Genomic DNA, 17626 nt, shown 5'->3' with positions numbered 1-17626 from the left:
CGGGGACCTGGGCCGGACCGCACACCCTCTTCCCGTACAAGTCCGACGTATCCGACCGCAGGAGGCAGTCATGACCGCACCGATGCGGGAACGCGACGACGCCCACGCACTGCTGGCCGCGGAGGCCGAGCGGGCCCGCGCCGGAACCGGCCGCCTCGTCCTGCTGCGCGGGGCGACCGGCACCGGCCGGTCCGCCGCACTGGAGGCGGCCACCGCGCACGCGAACCGGGCCGGCCTGCGCGTCCTGCGCACCCGCTGCTCCCCCGAGGACACCGCGCTGCCGTTCTCCTCGGTCCTCCATCTCCTCGGCCCGGTCCCGGAGTTCGCGGACGTCGCGCCAGGCGGCGAGGACCGGGGGAGCGCGGCCCGGCTGTGGCGGCTGCTGCGCTCGTACGCGGAGAGCGCCCCGCTCATGATGGCCGTGGACGACGTCCACCTCGCCGACGAGGCCTCGCGCCGCTGGTTCGTGGAGGCGGCCCGCCGCATCGACCGATTACCGGTCCTGCTGGTGGTCACCGAGCGCAGCCAGTACGACATCGCGCCGCACCCCGCAGGCCTCGCCCACACCCTCTCCCCGTCCCTCGTACGCACCCACGCGCTGGCCCCGCTCACCGACGAGGCCTCCTCCGGCCTGGCCCGGGACGCCTTCCCCGCCGCCCCGGACCGGTGGACCGCGGACTGCGCACGGGCCGGCGCGGGCATTCCCCTGCTCCTGCACGCCCTCCTGGACGACCTCGACGGCGCCCCGCCGCCGGCCGCCGTCCCGACGACGTGCGCCGCGCTGTACCCGGGCTCCTATCCCGCGGCCGTCTCCTGGTGGCTGGACAGCGCGGGACCGGCGACCGCGGAGGTGGCGCGGACCCTCGCCGCACTGGAACAGGCGGCCCAGGCGGAACGGACCGAACGGGAGGAACGGGCCGCGCGCGAGGAACGTGCCGAGCGGGCCGAACGGGCGGCCAGGGCGGACCGTGTGGAACGGGCGGAACGGTTCCGCAGGGCGGCGGGCCCGGCAGACCACCCGGCGGCCCGCCCGGCCCGAACACCACCGTCCCCCCACGCCCCCCACACCGGCCACCCCGCAGCCGGCGCGCACGCCGGCCACCCCGCCCACCCCGCAGCCGGCGCGCACGCCGAACGGTGCGCGGAAGACGGCGGGTCGGCCGGCCACACGGCGCGCGCCGTGTCCGCCGTCCACGCCACGCATCCCGTGCGGTGCACGGAAGCCGCCGCGCACGCGGACCACTGGGGCGGTGCCGCCGCCGCGCACCCCGGGTACGCCGGCGCCGGCGGGAGCACCGCCCGGACCGGGCCCGGCGACGGCCTCGCCGCGCTCGTCGCCGACGCCTGCGGCGCGGACCCCGCCCGCGTCACCGGCTGGTTCACGGCGATGACGCGCCTCGGGGTGCTGCGTCCCGACGCGTCCGGCCGCCCCCGGTACGCGCACCCTCTCCTGCGCGACGCCGTGCTCGGCGGCTGGTCCACCGACCGCCGCCAGGAGGCGCACCGGGCGGTGGCGCGGGCGATGCTGCGCCGCGGCGACCACGTGGACGCGGTGGCACGGCAGTTGCTGGGCAGCGCGCCGGCCGGCCTGCCGTGGGCGCTGCGCGTCCTGCGCGACGCCGCGGCCGTCGCCGCCCGCGAGGCACGCCCCGACGACGCCGTCCGCTATCTGCGCCGGGCGCTGCGGGAGCCGCTGCCCGACGACCTGCGCCAGCGCCTGCTCACGGAGCTGGGTTCGCTGGAGTACGCCGGCGCCGACGCCCCGGCGGGCATCCCGCGGCTGTCGGAGGCGCTGGACCTGCCCGCCGACCCGCGCGACCAGGTCCGCACGGCGATCGCCCTGGGCACCGCCCTCGCCGGCCGCGGGGAGGTCCGCACGGCGGTCGCCGCGCTGCGCCGGCTGGGATCACGGCTCGCGGACGGCCACGCCGACCTCGCCCACACGCTTCAGACCGCGTCCGCGCTCCTGTCCGACCAGGACCAGACGGTCCGCGGCGAGGCCTACCGCTGGGTGACCGAGACCGCGCGTCGCTCCCCGGAGCTGGTCGGCGCCTCAGGACGGGCCCTGCTCGTGCGGTACGCGGCCACCGCGGGGGAGATCACGGCCCGGGAGGCGATGCGCCGCCTGCGCTCCCTGCTGAGCGAGCCCGCCGACCCCCTCGCCGAACCGTTCCTTCTCGGCACGGCCGCGGCGGTCGCCCAGTGGGCCGACGAACTCGACGAGGCGGACCGGCTCGTGGAACGCGGCCTGGCCGGACAGCACCCCTCCCTGCTGCACCCGATGGCCCAGGCCCTGCTGGACACCAGGTGGGACACGGCGGCGGCGCGCGACGCGTACGGCGTCCTGCTCGCGACGCACGGCGGCCCGCGCGCCCGGCGCGTCGGCGGCGGCCCGTCCAACGCGGACGCGCACGCCCTGCTGGCCCTCGTGGAGACGGGCCGCACGCAGGAGGCGCGCCGCCTGGCGGACGCCTTCGACCTCCACGACACCCCCGACTCCTGGGAGCTGAACCGCTTCCTGTACGCGCGGGGCGTGCTGCGCTCCACCGAGGGGGACGTCGCCGGCGCGCTCCACGACTTCCTGGAGTGCGGCCGCCGCCAGTCCGCGCGCGCCGTCCTCAGCCCCGTCGTCACCCCGTGGCGGACGGCGGCCGCGGAGTGCCGGCTGGCGCTGGGCAACGCCCAGGAGGCGCTGACCCTGGCGTCGGAGGAACTGCGCCTCGCGCGCGTGTGGGGCACCCCGCGCACGCTGGGCCGGGCGCTGCGCGTCCTGGGCCGGGCGACCCGCGGCCGGCGGGGTCTGCAACTGGGTGCGGAGGCGGTGGCCGTGCTGCGCGGCTCCCCGGCGGAGGCGGAGCTGGTGGCGTCGCTGCTCGCCCACGGGCACCAGCTGACCGCCGTCGGCGAGCGCGGCAGGGGCCGCGAGCATCTGCGCGAGGGCGCCGAACGCGCCGAACGGCTGGGCAACGTCCGTCTGCTGACGCACGCCGAGCACGCCCTGCGCACCGCGGGCGCCCGCCGCACCTCCCCGGCCCGCACCGGCTCGGCTGCCCTCACCGGCAGTGAGCGCCGGGTCGCCGAACTCGCGGCGGAGGGCCGCACCAACACGGAGATAGCGCAGGCGCTGCACCTGGCCCGCCGCACCGTGGAGACCCATCTGACCAGCACCTACAAGAAGTTGGGGATCCGCCGCCGGGGGCAGCTGCGCGAGGCGCTTCAGACGTGAGCGACCGCCCGCGCCGGCAGGCGCCGTGACCGGCCCCCGACCGGAGGCATCGTCCGCGTCACAGCCGCCTGGGCGCGGGACTGGTGGGTGCCTCGCCCACGGGCACTGCGACCTGGGCGACCTGCACCGCCGCGATCTCGGTCTGTGCACGTACGACCAGATCGAGAACAGCGGCTTCGTCCTGGTCGCCCTCGTGGTGTCCGCGGCGCTCGCCGCCCTGCCGCTCGTCCTCTCCGACGGCCTCGGGCCCCTGCGGAGCGGCCGTCCGGCCGCACCCCGGCTGCTGACCCTCCCGGCGATCCTGCTGCCCTACGCGGCGTACGCCGCGCTCGGCGGCTGACGCCCGCAGCCCGCGGCCGCACCGCATGTGATGGGGACCACACCGCTGGCCCGCTCACTCCCGCGCACCGCGCGGGTCGGACAAGGGACGGACGCACGAAGGACGACGGGCACGGGACGCACCGGGCCCCGGCGGAAGGACATGAGCGAGATGAGCGCACCGGTGAAGGGCCCCGCGAGCTACTTCCCGTCGATCGAGAAGAAGTACGGCCGCCCGATCGACGACTGGAAGGGCCTGATCCGCGCCTCGCCGCTCACCCGGCACATGGAGCTGGTCGCCTGGCTGAAGAGCGAACACGGCCTGGGCCACGGCCACGCCAACGCCCTGGTGGCGCACACCCTGGCGGAGGACGCCGGCCGCTGAACGCACTCGCCGAGCGGTCGGCGACCGGTTCCGGGGAGCCTCCCCGAGCGGTGCCCGGGAGCGGTCTGCGGCGCGGCCGCCGCGTCAGGGCGTTCCGCCTCAGCGGCCGCCGGTGCCGCCGCCCGCGGCCGGGCGCCGACGGCCCTGGGCGGCGGGGCGTCCACGGCGGGGGCGCGGGGCGGAGCCGTTGTGCTCGCCGCCGCCGCGCGTGCCGCCGCCGGCGCCTCGCGCGCCGCCGTCGCGGCCCGAGCCGGAGCCCTTGCGCGCCCCACCGCCGCGCGCGGGGCGGCTCTCGGCGGCAGGGGCCGGCGGAGCGAGGACGACGGGCACGCCCGAGGGCGCCTGCGCGCCGGTGATACGGCTCAGCTCGTCGCCGCCCGAACGGACCCGGGTGGTCTGCGGGGTGATGCCGGCGTCGGCCATCAGCCGGGTCATCTCCCGGCGCTGGTGCGGCAGGACCAGCGTGACGACGGTGCCGGACTCGCCCGCGCGCGCCGTGCGGCCGCCGCGGTGCAGGTAGTCCTTGTGGTCGCCGGGCGGGTCGACGTTGACGACGAGGTCGAGGTTGTCGACGTGGATGCCGCGGGCCGCGACGTTGGTCGCCACCAGCACGCTGACGTGACCGTCCTTGAACTGCGCGAGGGTCCGGTTGCGCTGGGACTGCGACTTGCCGCCGTGCAGGGAGGCCGCGCGCACGCCGACCGCCAGCAGCTTCTTGGCCAGCCGGTCCGCCGCGTGCTTGGTGTCCAGGAACATGATCACGCGCCCGTCGCGGGCGGCGATCTCCGTGGTCGTGGCGTGCTTGTCCTCGTCGTCCACGTGCAGCAGGTGATGCTCCATCGTGGTGACGGCGCCCGCCGACGGGTCGACCGAGTGGACGACCGGGTCGTGCAGGTAGTTGCGCACCAGGCGGTCGACGTTGCGGTCCAGCGTCGCCGAGAACAGCAGCCGCTGGCCGTCGGGACGCACTTGGTCGAGCAGCTGCGTCACCTGCGGCATGAAGCCCATGTCGGCCATCTGGTCGGCCTCGTCGAGGACGGTGACGGCGACCCGGTCGAGCCGGCAGTCGTCCCGGTCGATGAGGTCCTTGAGCCGTCCGGGCGTGGCCACGACGACCTCGGCGCCGCCGCGCAGGGCGCTCGCCTGCCGGCCGATCGACAGACCGCCGACGACGGTGGCGATCCGCAGCCGCAGCGAACGGGCGTAGGGGGTGAGGGCGTCGGTGACCTGCTGGGCCAGTTCCCGGGTGGGGACGAGGACCAGGGCCAGCGGCTGGCGGGGCTCGGCGCGCTGCCCGGCGGTGCGCGCCAGCAGGGCCAGCCCGAAGGCGAGGGTCTTGCCGGAGCCCGTCCGGCCGCGGCCCAGGACGTCCCGGCCGGCCAGCGAGTTCGGCAGCGTGGCGGCCTGGATGGGGAAGGGCGTGGTCACGCCCTCGGCGGCGAGGGCGGTCAGCAGCTGCTCGGGCATGTCGAGTTCGGTGAAGGCCTCGACGGCCGGCAGCCCGGGAGTGAGGGTCACGGGAACGGCGAACTCACCGCCGGACGCGGCGGGACGGCTCCCGCGTCCGTTCCGCCCGGCCTTGGCCGAACGGGACGGGGCGCCCTGGCGCCGGTCCGTACGGGAGCGGACGGAGCTGTTGCGGTTCATCCGTGACCTTCCTCGAAAGGGGCGACACCATGAACCGGGGCCCGCACTCGAGAGTGCGGGCCCCGGCCGTGTCGTCCGCTTGAAACAGACGTCAGACGATTCAGGCGGGGAGGATGTTCTCCGCCTGCGGGCCCTTCTGGCCCTGCGTCACGTCGAAGGTGACCTTCTGGCCTTCCTGAAGCTCACGGAAGCCGGACGTGGCGATGTTCGAGTAGTGGGCGAAAACGTCCGGGCCGCCACCCTCCTGCTCGATGAAGCCGAAGCCCTTTTCCGAGTTGAACCACTTCACGGTGCCAGATGCCATGCTGTATCTCCTTTGGGGCAATGCCCGGAGTCCGCACCTTGCGGACCCGGCGTCGCAGGATCAGGAAAAGCCCCAAAAACAAAAAGAGTGCCCGTCGACGTATGGTCGAAGAGCACTCAAAAGCCTCTGGTAACCGAAACTGCCACTTTTATCACGGTAGCACACGTCGGCCGGAAGGGCCCGTGCAACGTGGCGCACGTCTCTTCGCGGATCCCGGTTGAGTACGCGTACTCAGGAGGAACGGCCCGCGGCTCGGCAGGCTGAGGACAGTAGCAGTCCAGCCGTCCGGCCGAGCAGAGGAGCCGCCATGCGTGTGACCAGGAGCAGAACGGGCGCCCTGCGCGCCCGGGCGGCGGTGGCCCATGCCGGGCTCGCGGCCGTCGTGGCGGTGCTGGCGCTGAGCGGCTGCTCCCTGCGGATCGAGGAGGCCGTCTGCGGCGGCGGGTCCTATCCGGTGCTCGCGGTGAACAGCGGCGGCGGCGACTGCGTGCCCGACGACGAGGAGCCGGCGGCGGGCTGGGCCCGCTACCCGAAGGGCAAGGAGCCCGAGAAGGTCGGCGACGAGTGGGACGTCTACTGGAGCACCCGCACGCTCGACGAGAGCGGCCGGATCGTCGAACTCCCCGACGGCGAATAGGGCGTGAGGCGGCTGCCGCGTCCGCGCTCGGCCCGTATGCGGGTGTGCCGCTGTATAAACGGATCATGATTTATCACGTCGTGCCGCTCGACGACTGGACCGCCGACCCCGGCCGCCCCTACGCGCCGGCCTCCCTCGCGCGGGACGGGTTCGTGCACTGCTCGCCCGACGAGGAGACCACGCTCGCGGTCGTCGACGCCTTCTACCGCACGGCCCCCCGGCCGCTGCTGGCGCTCGTCCTCGACGAGGCGCGGCTCACCGCGCGGTGCGAGTGGGAGGCGGCCGCCCCGGCGCCGCCGCCCGGTGTCGGGCCCGAGACCATGTTCCCGCACGTGTTCGGCCCGCTCGACCGGGACGCCGTCGTCCGTGTCCTGGAGGTCCGCTGGGACGACCACGGCCACGCGGCCGGCCTGACCTCCGCCGGGTGACCCCCGCCGGCTGACCGCGGGCCGGCTGATCGCGGGCCGCCGGGGGCGCGGGCCGTCGGGGGCCGGACGCGTGAGCGGTGCGGACCGTCAGAGGTCGAACTCGTGCGGCGGCAGGTCGAGGGCGAAGCACGCCTCGCGGACCACTGCCTGCTCGGTCTTGTCGAAGTCGCCGTCGGCGCCGCCGATCACGATGCCGATCTGGACGACGGCACGCGCCTCGGCGGGCTTCTTCTTGGCCTTGGCGATCTCCTGGAGCACGCTCACCTTGCCGAAGGCGAAGTCGGCGGCCAGCTTGTTCAGGTTGTCGTCGAAGCGGCGCTGGAGGTCCGCGGCGTCGAAGTTCCGGAGCACCTCGTTGGTGGCGATCAGCTGGGCCGCCCGCTGGCGCTCGGCCGGGTCGACGGTGCCGTCCGCCGCCGCGACGAGGGCGCACATCGCCATGCTCGCGTCGCGGAACGCACCGCTCTTGAGGTCGTTCTTCTTCGCCACGAGCTGGGTCTGCATCGTGGACGCGGACTCCTTGAAGCGGTCCCACAGGGCCATGAGAACTCCATACGGTCGGTTCGGAACGGTGTCCGCACCTCAGGTGCGCAACATCTACAGCAACGTAGAAACTTCCGGCCGACCGGATAAGTTCCGGTGGGGCGAACGGACATGGCCGAGCCCGCGCGGGCGCGGCGGGACGGGCTCGGCGGCGGCCGGTTCAGCTCAGGCAGAGCAGGCCCAGCAGACAGACCTCCGACGGGGAGGTCGCCGCCGGAGCGGTGTTCGTCGAGGAGGTCCCCGAACCGGACGTCGAACCGGACGCGGACGAGGCCGCCGAGCCGGAGCCGGCGGCTGAGTCCGACGACGAGTTCGGCGTCGAGGCCGCGGTCGACCCGCCCGTGCCGCCGTTCGCGGCGGACCCGGTGGAGCCGGACGACCCCGCCGGCGTCGAGGAGTGCCGCCCGGCCGAGCCGCCGGGGGCGGTGACCGCGCCGCCGTAGGAGGAGCCCGTGCCCCGGCCTTCGGCGGACCGGGTCGTCGTGCGGGTCCCGGACCCGGCCGCGGTGTCCGGGCGCGGGTCCGAGGGCGTGTACCGCTCGCCGCCCAGCTCGGTCGACGGCGACTGCGACGCGGTGGAGGGGGTGGGGGTGGGCCGGTGGGCGTCGGACCGGGTCACCGTGGGGCGGGTGTGGTCTGACGTGGGCACCTCGCCGCCCGAGGAGGAGGGCAGCTCCGGCGCGGCGGCCGCCTGCGTCCGGTCGCCGCCCTGGCGGTCCATCGCGGCGACGGTCAGCCCGCCGCCGACGAGGGCCACGGCGGTCGCGACGACGGCCCGGCGCTGGTGCTTCTTCCAGCGGGCCAGCTGCCGCCGCCGGGCGGCCCGTCCCCGCGGCGCGGCCGGCGCCGGCTCCACGGAGGGCACGGAATCGGGCCCGAAGGACGCGCGCGACGCCGAGGACACGGACGGCACGGACGGCACGGGGGATATGGAGGACGCGGGGGCGGGCCGGTCGGACGACGGTCCGGACGTCCCGGCGCGGGGGTGCTCGGCGTGCGGGGCGGCGGGGGCCGGGTCGCGGGAGGGCTCCGTCCACGGCGCGGGTTCCGCGTACGTGGTCGGGTACGTCGCGTACATCGGCTGTGCGATCCGGGCCGGGACGACGCGGTCGTGGTTCGTGACCGGAGCGATGTCCGGGGCGTAGGCCCCGCATCCGGGGCACACCAGGGCGCCGTTGAGATGCCGACGGCACGAGGAGCAGTAGTCCATTGCGGTCTTCCTGAGTTGACGTGCCGACACCCCGTGGGGGCCGCGACCTGGTCACGTTCGCACGTGGGATCGAACGGGCGTCACGCTAACGAGTCCGTCGCGGGACTGTGTGCAGTCTGTGTGAGGCTCCTGCGCGAATCCCTTGAGGGCCTTGGGGACGCCCCGAAGTCTGTCCATGCATATGAACAGAAATCAAGTACACGACTCTTGACGCGTTCACACCAGGCCTCTAACTTCCGGGAGAAAGCGCTTTCCAGTTCGGCCGACCGCACTCGCCCCGTTCCTGGAGATGAACATGCAGCTGAGATCCGTCATGGCGTGCGTCAGTCTGGTGTCCGGCGCGCTCGTCGCGGTGACCGGTCCCACGGCCCAGGCCGCCACCGCCCGCTACGAGGCCGAGTCCTCCCCGGCGGTCTGCACCGGAACCATAGACTCCGACTGGACCGGCTACTCCGGCAGCGGATTCTGCAACGGCGCCAACTCGACCGGCGGCTACGCCCAGTTCACGGTGAACGCGGCCGCGGCCGGCACGGCCACCCTGAGCGTCCGCTTCGCCAACGGGACCGCGGCCGCACGCCCGGCCTCGCTGGTCGTCAACGGCACGGCCGTGCAGACGCCGTCCTTCGAGGCCACCGGCGCCTGGTCGACGTGGGCCACCAAGACGCTCACGGTCACCCTGAACGCCGGGAGCAACACGATCCGGCTCAGCCCGACGACCTCCGCCGGGCTGCCCAACGTCGACCGCCTCGACGCGGTGACGGCCGACGGCGGCACCACCCCGCCCGCCGGCGGCGCGATCTACGTCTCCCCGGCCGGCGTGGACGGCGCCGCCGGCACCCAGTCCGCGCCCACCACCCTGACCTCGGCGATCAGCCGCGTCTCCGGGGGCGGGACGATCTACCTGCGCGGCGGCACCTACTCCTACGCCTCCACGGTCACCGTCCCGCAGACCGCCGACGGCACGGCCGCCGCCCGCACCACGCTGTCCGCCTATCCGGGTGAGAAGCCGGTCCTCGACTTCTCGGCGCAGAGCGAGAGCCCGTCGAACCGGGGACTCCAGCTCTTCGGCTCGTACTGGCACGTGTCGGGCCTCACCGTGCAGCACGCCGGTGACAACGGGATCTACGTCGGCGGCAGCCACAACGTCATCGAGCGCACGGTGACGGCGTACAACCGCGACACCGGGCTGCAACTCGGCCGGATCGCCTCCACCACGCCGAGCAGCCAGTGGCCGTCCGACAACCTGATCCTGAGCGCCGAGTCGCACGACAACGCCGACTCCGACGGAGAGGATGCCGACGGTTTCGCCGCCAAGCTCACCACCGGCGCCGGCAACGTCTTCCGCTACGCCGTCTCCCACCACAACATCGACGACGGCTGGGACCTCTACACCAAGACCGACACCGGCCCGATCGGCCCGGTGACCATCGAGGACTCCCTCTCCTACGACAACGGCACCCTCTCCGACGGCACCGTGAACTCCAACGGCGACCGCAACGGCTTCAAGCTCGGCGGCGACGACATCGCCGTGAACCACGTCGTCCGGCGCAGCATCGCCTTCCACAACGGCAAGCACGGGTTCACCTACAACAGCAACCCCGGTTCCATGGCCGTGTCGAACAACCTCAGCATCGACAACGCCCAGCGCAACTACTCCTGGGACAAGGGGACTTCGGTTTTCCGCGGCAACACCTCGTGCCGGTTCGGCGTGAGCGGTTCGAACGACAAGACCGTCGGCGACGCCGACGCCACCAACCAGTTCTGGACCGGCGCGAACGGCTCCCGGTGCGTCTCCTACTCGGGTGCGCTCGGCTGGTCCTTCGCCTCGGACGGCCGTCTCGTCGTGACCCTGGGAGGCAAGCAGGTGAGCTTGTGACCCGGTGAAGAGCAGACGACGGCGAAGGCCCGGGTTCCGTGACCCGGGCCTTCGCCGTCGTCAGACGGCGGGCGGTGCGGGTGGGGTGGCCGGTGCGGGCGGGGTGGAGAGGACCTCGCGCGCCTGCTCCGCCGCGCGTCTGGTGCTCTCGCTGATGAAGTCGAGGAAGCGGGCGATGTTCTCCAGGCGGGCCGCGGCCGGCGTGCCCGTACCGAGGACGCCGACGCCCTGGCGGGCGATCGCCACGATCTGGAGCAGGGACTCGGCGCTGGCGATCATCGACCGGTACCAGATGTCGTCGTCGACCACGTAGCGCTCGCGACGGCGTTCGTCGCGCTCCCGGCGAACCAGGCCCTGGCCCTCCAGGAAGGTGATCGCCTTGGAGACGGACGCCGGGCTGACCTTGAGCCGCTGGACGAGTTCGGCCGCGGTGAGGCTGCCCGAGTCGGTGAGGGTGAGACAGGCCAGCACCCGGGCCATCATCGCGGGCGTGCCGGATCCCACGAGGACGGTGGTGAACAGTTCCTCGTACTCGCGCATGGCCTCGGGGTCGCGCCCGTGGGCCTGCGGGGGCGCCTCCGTCCCCCGGGCCGCGGCCGGCCGGCGCCGGTGGGCGCGGCGTTCGGTGGCGCGGTGGGCGAGGTCGGCGCGGTAGGAGGCGGGGCCGCCGTTGCGCATGACCTCGCGAGTGATCGTCGAGGTCGGCCGGTCGAGACGTCTGGCGATCTCCGCGTAGGCGAGGCCGTCGGCCAGTCCCAGCGTGATCTGCCGGCGTTCCTGCTGGGTGAGCCTGCCTCCCGGCATCGCGGTCTCCTTCGTGTTCCCGTGCACCGTGCTGCCGCCAGCATAGCGTTCACCTCCAATCGATTGCAACGGAAGCGATTGGACCGTTGCATTGAATCGGTGACCGTTGCAACGAAAGATGGCATGTGGGCTGCTGTGATGCCGAATCAGTGCAACATAGGTGTTGATGAAATTGTGAACGCAACGTAGCTTTTCCTTTGTCGGAAACAAGCAGCAGTCGACATAGGAGTCAACGATGCAGAAGTTCGCCACCCCCTCCCCGGTGTCCGTCGTCCTCGACGTCCCCGCCGGCCGTGTCCGGTTCATCGCCGCGGCCCTGTCCGACAGCACGGTCGAGGTCCTGCCCGCGGACGCCTCGAACGGAAGGGACGTCAAGGCCGCCGAGCGGATCGCGGTCGGCTTCGCGGACGGCGTCCTGCGCATCGAGGCCGCTCCGGCGAAGAGCCGGATCCTCGGCGGCTCCGGGGCCGTCGAGGTGACCGTCCGGCTGCCCGCCGGCTCCCACGTCGACGCCAGGACGGCGAGCGGCGAGCTCCGGGGCGTCGGGCGGCTCGGCGACGTCGCGTTCGAGGGCGCGCAGGGCTCGGTCAAGCTCGACGAGACCGCGAGCGCCCGCCTCGTCCTCATGGCGGGCGACGTCACGGTCGGCCGGCTGGGCGGCCCCGCGGAGATCAGCACCCAGAAGGGCGACATCGACGTCGCCGAGGCCGTGGACGGCACGGTCACGCTGCGCACCGAGGCCGGCCGGATCTCGGTCGGCGCCGCCCGGGGCGTCTCCGCCTCCCTGGACGCCGGCACCGGCTTCGGCCGCGTCCACAACGCGCTGCGGAACGCCGACGGCGACGCGGCCCTGCACATCCACGCGACCACCGCCTACGGCGACATCACCGCCCGCAGCCTCTGAGCGCCTCCCCCTCTCCCCTTCACACCGCAAGCCCGTCCCGCGGTCCCCGCGGGCCGCGGCCCGCAGCCACGACCCGCAGTTCCCGAAGGAGAACCCTCATGACAGACCTGGCCATCGCGGCGCACGGGCTGCGCAAGTCCTACGGCGACAAGACCGTGCTGGACGGCGTCGACCTGGCCGTCCCCGAAGGGACGATCTTCGCCCTGCTGGGCCCGAACGGGGCCGGCAAGACCACCGCCGTCAAGATCCTCTCCACGCTCGTCTCCCCCGGGCCCGGTTCCGGCGAGATCCGCGTCGGCGGCCACGACCTCGCGGCCGACCCGCAGGCCGTGCGGGCCGCGATCGGCGTCACCGGGCAGTTCTCCGCGGTCGACGGGCTGATCACCGGCCTGGAGAACATGCTCCTCATGGCCGACCTGCACCATCTGCCCAGGAGCGAGGGACGGCGGACCGCCGCCGAACTGCTGGAGCGCTTCGACCTGGCGGAGGCCGCGAAGAATCCCGCCTCCACCTACTCCGGCGGCATGAAGCGCCGTCTCGACATCGCCATGACGCTGGTCGGCGGCCCGCGGATCATCTTCCTCGACGAGCCCACCACCGGTCTGGACCCGCGCTCGCGGCACACCATGTGGCAGATCATCCGCGAGCTGGTCACCGGCGGCGTGACCGTCTTCCTCACCACCCAGTACCTGGAGGAGGCCGACCAGCTCGCCGACCGCATCGCCGTCCTCGACGGCGGCCGGATCGCCGCCGAGGGCACCGCCGGGGAACTCAAGCGGCTGGTCCCCGGCGGGCACGTGCGGCTCCGCTTCTCCGACCCGGCCGCCCACCGGAGCGCGCTCGGCGCCCTGGGCGACGTCACCGGGGACGAGGAGGCGCTGACGGTGCTGATCCCCAGCGACGGCAGCCAGCGCGAACTGCGCTCGATCCTCGACCGGCTGGACCGCGCCGGCGTCGAGGCCGACGAACTGACCGTGCACACCCCCGACCTCGACGACGTGTTCTTCGCCCTGACCGGCAGCGCCGGCCTTCCCCGCCAGTCCGAGTCCAAGGAGTCCGTCCGATGAGCACCCCCCTGGCCCCCGCCCGCCCGCCCCGGCTCTCCCTCGCGGTACGGGACTCGTGGACGATGGTGCGCCGCAACCTGCTGCACGCGCGGCGCTATCCGTCCCTCACCCTGAACCTGCTGCTCACGCCGATCGTGCTGCTGCTGCTCTTCGTCTACATCTTCGGCGGCGTGATGAGCGCGGGCATGGGCGGCGACGGGCGCTCCGACTACATCGCCTACATCGTCCCCGGCATCCTGATGATGACCATCGGCGGCACGGTGATCGGGACGGCGGTGTCCGTCGCCACCGACATGAACGAGGGCGTCATCGCCCGCTTCCGGACGATGGCGATCCACCGCGGTTCGGTGCTCGTCGGGCATGTCGTCGGCAGCGTGCTCCAGTGCGTCGCCGGAGTGGTCCTCGTCGGCGCGGTCGCCGTGGCCATCGGCTTCCGCTCCACCGACGCCACGGCCCTGGAGTGGCTGGCCGCGTTCGGACTGCTCGTCATGTTCGCCCTGGCGCTCACCTGGATCGCGGTCGGCACGGGTCTGGCCAGTCCGAACGCCGAGGCGGCGGCCAACGGCGCCCAGCCGCTGGTGCTGCTGCCGCTCGTCTCCAGCGCGTTCATCCCGGCCGACTCGATGCCGGGCTGGTTCCGGCCGATCGCCGAGTACCAGCCCTTCACGCCCGCCATCGAGACCCTGCGCGGGCTGCTGCTCGGCACCGGGATCGGCCACAACGGCTGGCTCGCGGTCGCCTGGTGCGTCGTGCTGACGGCCCTCGGCCACCGCTGGTCGACGGCGCGCTTCGCCCGCGACCCGCAGTAGCCGCATCGCCCGCGACGACGCCGCCGGAACGGCGGTGTGCCCCGGCCCCCTGGGCCGGGGCACACCGCGTTCCGCGGTCCGGGGCCGGTCAGCCGGACCGGCCGTCGTCCTCCCGGTCGGTCAGGGTGGCGAGTTCCGCGGCGAAGAGGTGGGCCGGGTCGAAGCCCATGCCGGTGAAGTGGCCCGCGAGTTCCAGGGACAGGACGCCGTGCAGCCGGGTCCAGAAGGCCAGGGCCCGGCGCAGGGCGGCGGGCGGGGCGGGGTGGCCGTCCGCCCACCGCCGGCCGAGGCCCTCCAGCCGTGCGGTGAACCCGGTCACCGGGTCGTCCTGAGCCGTCGCTTCGACGCTCGCGTCGAGCAGGCTCGTCATGATCTCGGCCGCGAGCGCGGTGACGTCGTCGGGCGCGTGGTAGCCCGGCACCGGTGTCCCGTAGACGAGGAAGTACCGCTGGGGGTCGGCCAGGGCCCAGGCGCGCAGCGTGTGCGCCGCCCCGGTGAGGCCCGTCCCGGCGGCCGAGGCCGTGCGCACGGCGTCGGCGAGGCTGCGGTAGGCGTCCCTGATGAGCGCGGTGATCAGCTCGTCCCGCCCGTCGAAGTACCGGTACAGCGCCGGCCCGCTCAGCCCCATCTGCTTGGCGATGGCGTTGAGGGAGAGCCCGGACGCCCCCGCCGTGGCGATCTGCTCCCACGCCCGCTGCTTGATCTCCGCGCGGACCTGGGCCCGGTAGCGCTCGCGCGGGGTGCTCGTGCCCGTCTCCGCCATGGTGTGCCGCTGCCTTCCTCTCAGGGTAGTTAGAAGCTATCACGAACGTGATTGACACTGACCCGAGCGTGAGTTACAACTTCTAACGAACGCAACCACAGCTAACCGGCTGTGGCCGTGAACCGCTGGAGGCCGTAGTGAACACCGCCGAGGAACTCGTCGAGATCGTCCTGCCGGGCAAGGTCGAGCCCGACGGCCTGGAGATACGGCACGGGCGGGTCCCCGCCCCCGGCCCCGGCCAGGTCCTGGTCGAGATGGAGGCGACCGGCGTCTCCTGCGCCGAGCAGCAGATGCGCCGCGGCCGGTACTACGACCAGCCGCCGTTCCCCTTCGTACCCGGTTACGACCTGGTGGGCACGGTCCGGGCGACCGGCGCGGGCGTCCCCGCCGACCTGACCGGCGCGAGGGTGGCGGCCCTGGTCAAGGTCGGCGCCTGGGCCAGCCATGTGCTCGTCGACGCGGCCGACGCCGTGCCGGTGCCCGACGGGATCGACCCGTCCGACGCCGAGACGCTCGTCCTCAACGGCGTCACCGCCTGGCAGATGCTGCACCGCAGGGCGCGGGTGCGCGCCGGGCAGACCGTCCTGGTGCACGGCGCCAACGGCGGTGTCGGCTCGATCCTCGTCCAGCTCGCCCGCGCGGCCGGCGCCCACGTGATCGGCACCGCGTCGGCCCGCCACCACGACGCCCTGCGCGAGCAGGGGGTCACCCCCGTCGACCACCGCGCCGGGAACGTCGCCGCCCGCGTGCGCGCACTCGCACCCGGGGGCGTGGACGCCGTCTTCGACCACGTCGGCGGTCCCGGCGTCGTCGACTCCTGGAAGCTGCTCGCGCCCGGCGGCACGCTCGTCTCGTACGGGACCGCCTCCACGCGGGACGCGGAGGGCTCCGCGCGGTGGCCCGTGCTCAAGCTGCTCGGCCGGCTGTGGCTGTGGAACGCGCTGCCCAATCGCCGCCGCGCCTGCTTCTTCAACGTCTGGGCGGGCCGCGCGCTGTCCAGGAACCGCTTCCGGGCCCGGCTGCGCGCCGACCTCGCCGCGATCTTCGCGGCGCTGGAGCGGGGCGACGTCACCCCGAGGATCGCGGCCCGCTACCCGCTCGCCGACGTCGCCGAGGCCCTGCGCCTGGCCGAGTCAGGCACGGTCGCCGGCAAGGTCCTGCTCAACCCGTAGACCGGCAGCCCGACGCCCCGACGACGACGGCCCTCACCGCGGGCGCGAAACCAGGCGCCACAGCCGGTGCCGACGGCCGCCCGAGGGGTGTGCGGCGGGACGGACGGCCGCGCGCCCCGCTCCGCGGCCAAACGGGCGGCCGCGCACCTCGCCCCGCGGGGCGGGCCGCCGCTCCCCGGTCAGCTGGGGAACATCCCCGCAGTGGCGTTGACCCAGGTGCCGGTGACGGCGACGCCCGCGTCGGAGGCGAGGAACGTGGCCAGCGCGGCGACGTCCGCGATCCGCGGTGAGCGCTTCGTCATGCGCAGACCGTCCAGGTGGGCGCGGATGCCGTCCACCGCGGCCTCGTCGGCGGCCGGCGCGCCCGCGGCCGTCAGCTTCTCGGGGGTCAGGGTGTCGACGACGCCGGCGGTCCAGATCCCGCAGACCCGCACGCCGGCCGGCCCGGCCTCCTGGGCCAGCTGGCGGATCAGCGCGTCCAGCGCGCCGTCGGCCGCGCCGGTTCCGCCCAGCATCGGGGTGCCGTTGGCCGACCCGCTGTTCAGGGCGAGGATCACGCCGGACCCCTGCGCCGACATGCGGCGGGCCGCCGCGCGGGCGGTGACGAACTGGCACGCGAGGCCCTGCACGACCGGCCGGGTGTAGTCCTCGACCGACATCTCGGTCAGCGGCACGCCCTGGAGGTCGCCGCGCGGCACGAGGTTGAAGGAGACGTCGAGCCGTCCGGCCCGTTCGACGACGGACGTGGCGTGGGCCTCGACGGCGTGCTCGTCGCGCGCGTCCAGCACGTCGTACTCCGCGCCGGTCTCGGCGGCGGCCTTGCGCAGCGTCTCCTCCGTGCGGCCGGCCAGGAACACCCGCGCCCCCGCCGCCGCGAACGCCCTCGCCACCCCCGCGCCCAGCGATCCCGCTCCGCCGTAGACGACCGCGACCTTGTTCTCCAGGCTCTGCGCCATGCCCATCCGCTCCTCGGCCGGGGCGCCGTGCGCGCCCTTCACCCGGTAAGACGTCGCGGCCGCGGAAAAGTCATCGCCCGCGGGGGACTTCACGCGGGAGCACGGCCGCCCGCCGCCGCGGCGGGAACCGCCGGACGGCGGTCGCAAGGACCGGTTCGAGCGTCTCGCCGGCCACGGCCTCCCTCGCCGGGACGGCCTGCCGTCAAGGCGGACCGGCGGCGCGTGTCAGGCGGTCCGGGAGCCGGGGACGTCTCGCAGGCGGACCCGGTCCGTGTACGCGGGGGAGTCCCGGAAGACGGTGAGGCGGGCGCGGCTGACGGCGCCCGTGCACTGGTCGTCCCCGTCGCACAGGACGAGGTACTCGACTCCCGCGCCGGCCATCAGGGAGAGGGCCACCTCGACGGTCATGTCGTCGAGCACCCGGGGCCCGGACGGCTCCACGTCGTGGGCCCTGGTCGCGAGAGCGGAATCCGCCCGGTGCTGTCGCGTGCGAACCGGTGTCAAAGATGCCTCCTGCCGAAGTGGGTGGATGCGGGCCGCCCCCGGCCGGCGCGCATGTGCGCGCCGGCCGGGGGCG

General features: G+C 74.2%; 18 protein-coding genes. 10 read left to right on the top strand and 8 right to left on the bottom strand.

The features are described 5' to 3' along the window. Positions 1 to 70: 70 nt before the first annotated feature. From ACGFSH_RS12380 to ACGFSH_RS12370, 3 genes are all read left to right on the top strand, one after another. Positions 71 to 3226, top strand: a complete 3156-nt coding sequence (locus ACGFSH_RS12380) for an AAA family ATPase (RefSeq protein WP_393347559.1) — start codon at positions 71 to 73, stop codon at positions 3224 to 3226. Positions 3227 to 3251: 25 nt separating this feature from the next. Next, entirely contained in the window at positions 3252 to 3566 is a 315-nt protein-coding gene (locus ACGFSH_RS12375) for a hypothetical protein (protein WP_393347557.1), read from the top strand. 150 nt (positions 3567 to 3716) lie between these two features. Further along, positions 3717 to 3929: a DUF4287 domain-containing protein gene (locus ACGFSH_RS12370; protein WP_393347555.1), complete on the top strand. Its 213-nt coding sequence runs from the start codon at positions 3717 to 3719 to the stop codon at positions 3927 to 3929. Between the two features lie 99 nt (positions 3930 to 4028). Here ACGFSH_RS12370 and ACGFSH_RS12365 read toward each other — a convergent pair whose 3' ends face one another. Both ACGFSH_RS12365 and ACGFSH_RS12360 read right to left on the bottom strand, forming a co-directional pair. After that, positions 4029 to 5576, bottom strand: a complete 1548-nt coding sequence (locus ACGFSH_RS12365; RefSeq protein ID WP_393347553.1) for a DEAD/DEAH box helicase — start codon at positions 5574 to 5576, stop codon at positions 4029 to 4031. A gap of 100 nt (positions 5577 to 5676) precedes the next feature. Further along, positions 5677 to 5880, bottom strand: a complete 204-nt coding sequence (locus ACGFSH_RS12360; RefSeq protein ID WP_057577999.1) for a cold-shock protein — start codon at positions 5878 to 5880, stop codon at positions 5677 to 5679. A 307-nt stretch (positions 5881 to 6187) separates the two neighbouring features. Here ACGFSH_RS12360 and ACGFSH_RS12355 point away from each other — a divergent pair, with 307 nt between their 5' ends. Together ACGFSH_RS12355 and ACGFSH_RS12350 are read left to right on the top strand one after the other, a co-directional pair. Further along, the gene (locus tag ACGFSH_RS12355; RefSeq protein WP_393347551.1) at positions 6188 to 6517 is read left to right on the top strand and encodes an SCO0607 family lipoprotein; all 330 of its coding nucleotides are present in this window, start codon (positions 6188 to 6190) and stop codon (positions 6515 to 6517) included. A gap of 65 nt (positions 6518 to 6582) precedes the next feature. Further along, the gene (locus tag ACGFSH_RS12350; RefSeq protein ID WP_393347549.1) at positions 6583 to 6945 is read left to right on the top strand and encodes a DUF952 domain-containing protein; all 363 of its coding nucleotides are present in this window, start codon (positions 6583 to 6585) and stop codon (positions 6943 to 6945) included. 87 nt (positions 6946 to 7032) lie between these two features. On the opposite strand, the gene ACGFSH_RS12345 is transcribed toward ACGFSH_RS12350, so the two are convergent. Further along, complete coding sequence (locus ACGFSH_RS12345; protein WP_393347547.1) at positions 7033 to 7488, bottom strand: tellurite resistance TerB family protein; 456 nt, start codon at positions 7486 to 7488, stop codon at positions 7033 to 7035. A 160-nt stretch (positions 7489 to 7648) separates the two neighbouring features. Continuing rightward, entirely contained in the window at positions 7649 to 8698 is a 1050-nt protein-coding gene (locus ACGFSH_RS12340) for a hypothetical protein (RefSeq protein WP_393347545.1), read from the bottom strand. Positions 8699 to 8993: 295 nt separating this feature from the next. Here ACGFSH_RS12340 and ACGFSH_RS12335 point away from each other — a divergent pair, with 295 nt between their 5' ends. Next, positions 8994 to 10574: a carbohydrate-binding protein gene (locus tag ACGFSH_RS12335; RefSeq protein WP_393347543.1), complete on the top strand. Its 1581-nt coding sequence runs from the start codon at positions 8994 to 8996 to the stop codon at positions 10572 to 10574. 60 nt (positions 10575 to 10634) lie between these two features. Here the strand turns inward: ACGFSH_RS12335 and ACGFSH_RS12330 are convergent, their stop codons facing one another. Next, complete coding sequence (locus ACGFSH_RS12330) at positions 10635 to 11378, bottom strand: helix-turn-helix domain-containing protein (protein WP_393347541.1); 744 nt, start codon at positions 11376 to 11378, stop codon at positions 10635 to 10637. Positions 11379 to 11613: 235 nt separating this feature from the next. On the opposite strand from ACGFSH_RS12330, the gene ACGFSH_RS12325 reads away from it, so the two are divergent. The 3 genes from ACGFSH_RS12325 to ACGFSH_RS12315 all read left to right on the top strand — a co-directional run bounded on the left by ACGFSH_RS12325 (position 11614) and on the right by ACGFSH_RS12315 (position 14158). Further along, the gene (locus tag ACGFSH_RS12325; protein ID WP_393347539.1) at positions 11614 to 12282 is read left to right on the top strand and encodes a DUF4097 family beta strand repeat-containing protein; all 669 of its coding nucleotides are present in this window, start codon (positions 11614 to 11616) and stop codon (positions 12280 to 12282) included. 98 nt (positions 12283 to 12380) lie between these two features. After that, a complete protein-coding gene (locus tag ACGFSH_RS12320) occupies positions 12381 to 13349 on the top strand; it encodes an ATP-binding cassette domain-containing protein (protein WP_393347537.1) in 969 nt (322 codons plus the stop codon). Further along, the gene (locus ACGFSH_RS12315) at positions 13346 to 14158 is read left to right on the top strand and encodes an ABC transporter permease (RefSeq protein ID WP_393347535.1); all 813 of its coding nucleotides are present in this window, start codon (positions 13346 to 13348) and stop codon (positions 14156 to 14158) included. The genes ACGFSH_RS12320 and ACGFSH_RS12315 overlap by 4 nt, the downstream gene beginning before the upstream one ends. An 88-nt stretch (positions 14159 to 14246) precedes the next feature. Here ACGFSH_RS12315 and ACGFSH_RS12310 read toward each other — a convergent pair whose 3' ends face one another. Then, a complete protein-coding gene (locus ACGFSH_RS12310) occupies positions 14247 to 14921 on the bottom strand; it encodes a TetR/AcrR family transcriptional regulator (RefSeq protein ID WP_393347533.1) in 675 nt (224 codons plus the stop codon). Positions 14922 to 15046: 125 nt separating this feature from the next. Between ACGFSH_RS12310 and ACGFSH_RS12305 the strand changes: the two genes are divergently transcribed. Beyond that, the gene (locus tag ACGFSH_RS12305) at positions 15047 to 16093 is read left to right on the top strand and encodes a medium chain dehydrogenase/reductase family protein (protein ID WP_393348112.1); all 1047 of its coding nucleotides are present in this window, start codon (positions 15047 to 15049) and stop codon (positions 16091 to 16093) included. A gap of 179 nt (positions 16094 to 16272) precedes the next feature. On the opposite strand, the gene ACGFSH_RS12300 is transcribed toward ACGFSH_RS12305, so the two are convergent. Together ACGFSH_RS12300 and ACGFSH_RS12295 are read right to left on the bottom strand one after the other, a co-directional pair. Next, positions 16273 to 17049, bottom strand: a complete 777-nt coding sequence (locus ACGFSH_RS12300; protein WP_393347531.1) for an SDR family NAD(P)-dependent oxidoreductase — start codon at positions 17047 to 17049, stop codon at positions 16273 to 16275. A gap of 225 nt (positions 17050 to 17274) precedes the next feature. Further along, entirely contained in the window at positions 17275 to 17553 is a 279-nt protein-coding gene (locus ACGFSH_RS12295; protein ID WP_393347529.1) for a CBS domain-containing protein, read from the bottom strand. Positions 17554 to 17626 lie beyond the last annotated feature (73 nt).

Source organism: Streptomyces sp. NPDC048481 (assembly GCF_043200075.1).
Lineage (GTDB): Bacteria > Actinomycetota > Actinomycetes > Streptomycetales > Streptomycetaceae > Streptomyces.
Note: the sequence above shows the minus strand (reverse complement) of the source record. Positions and strands in the feature narration are given on the sequence as shown.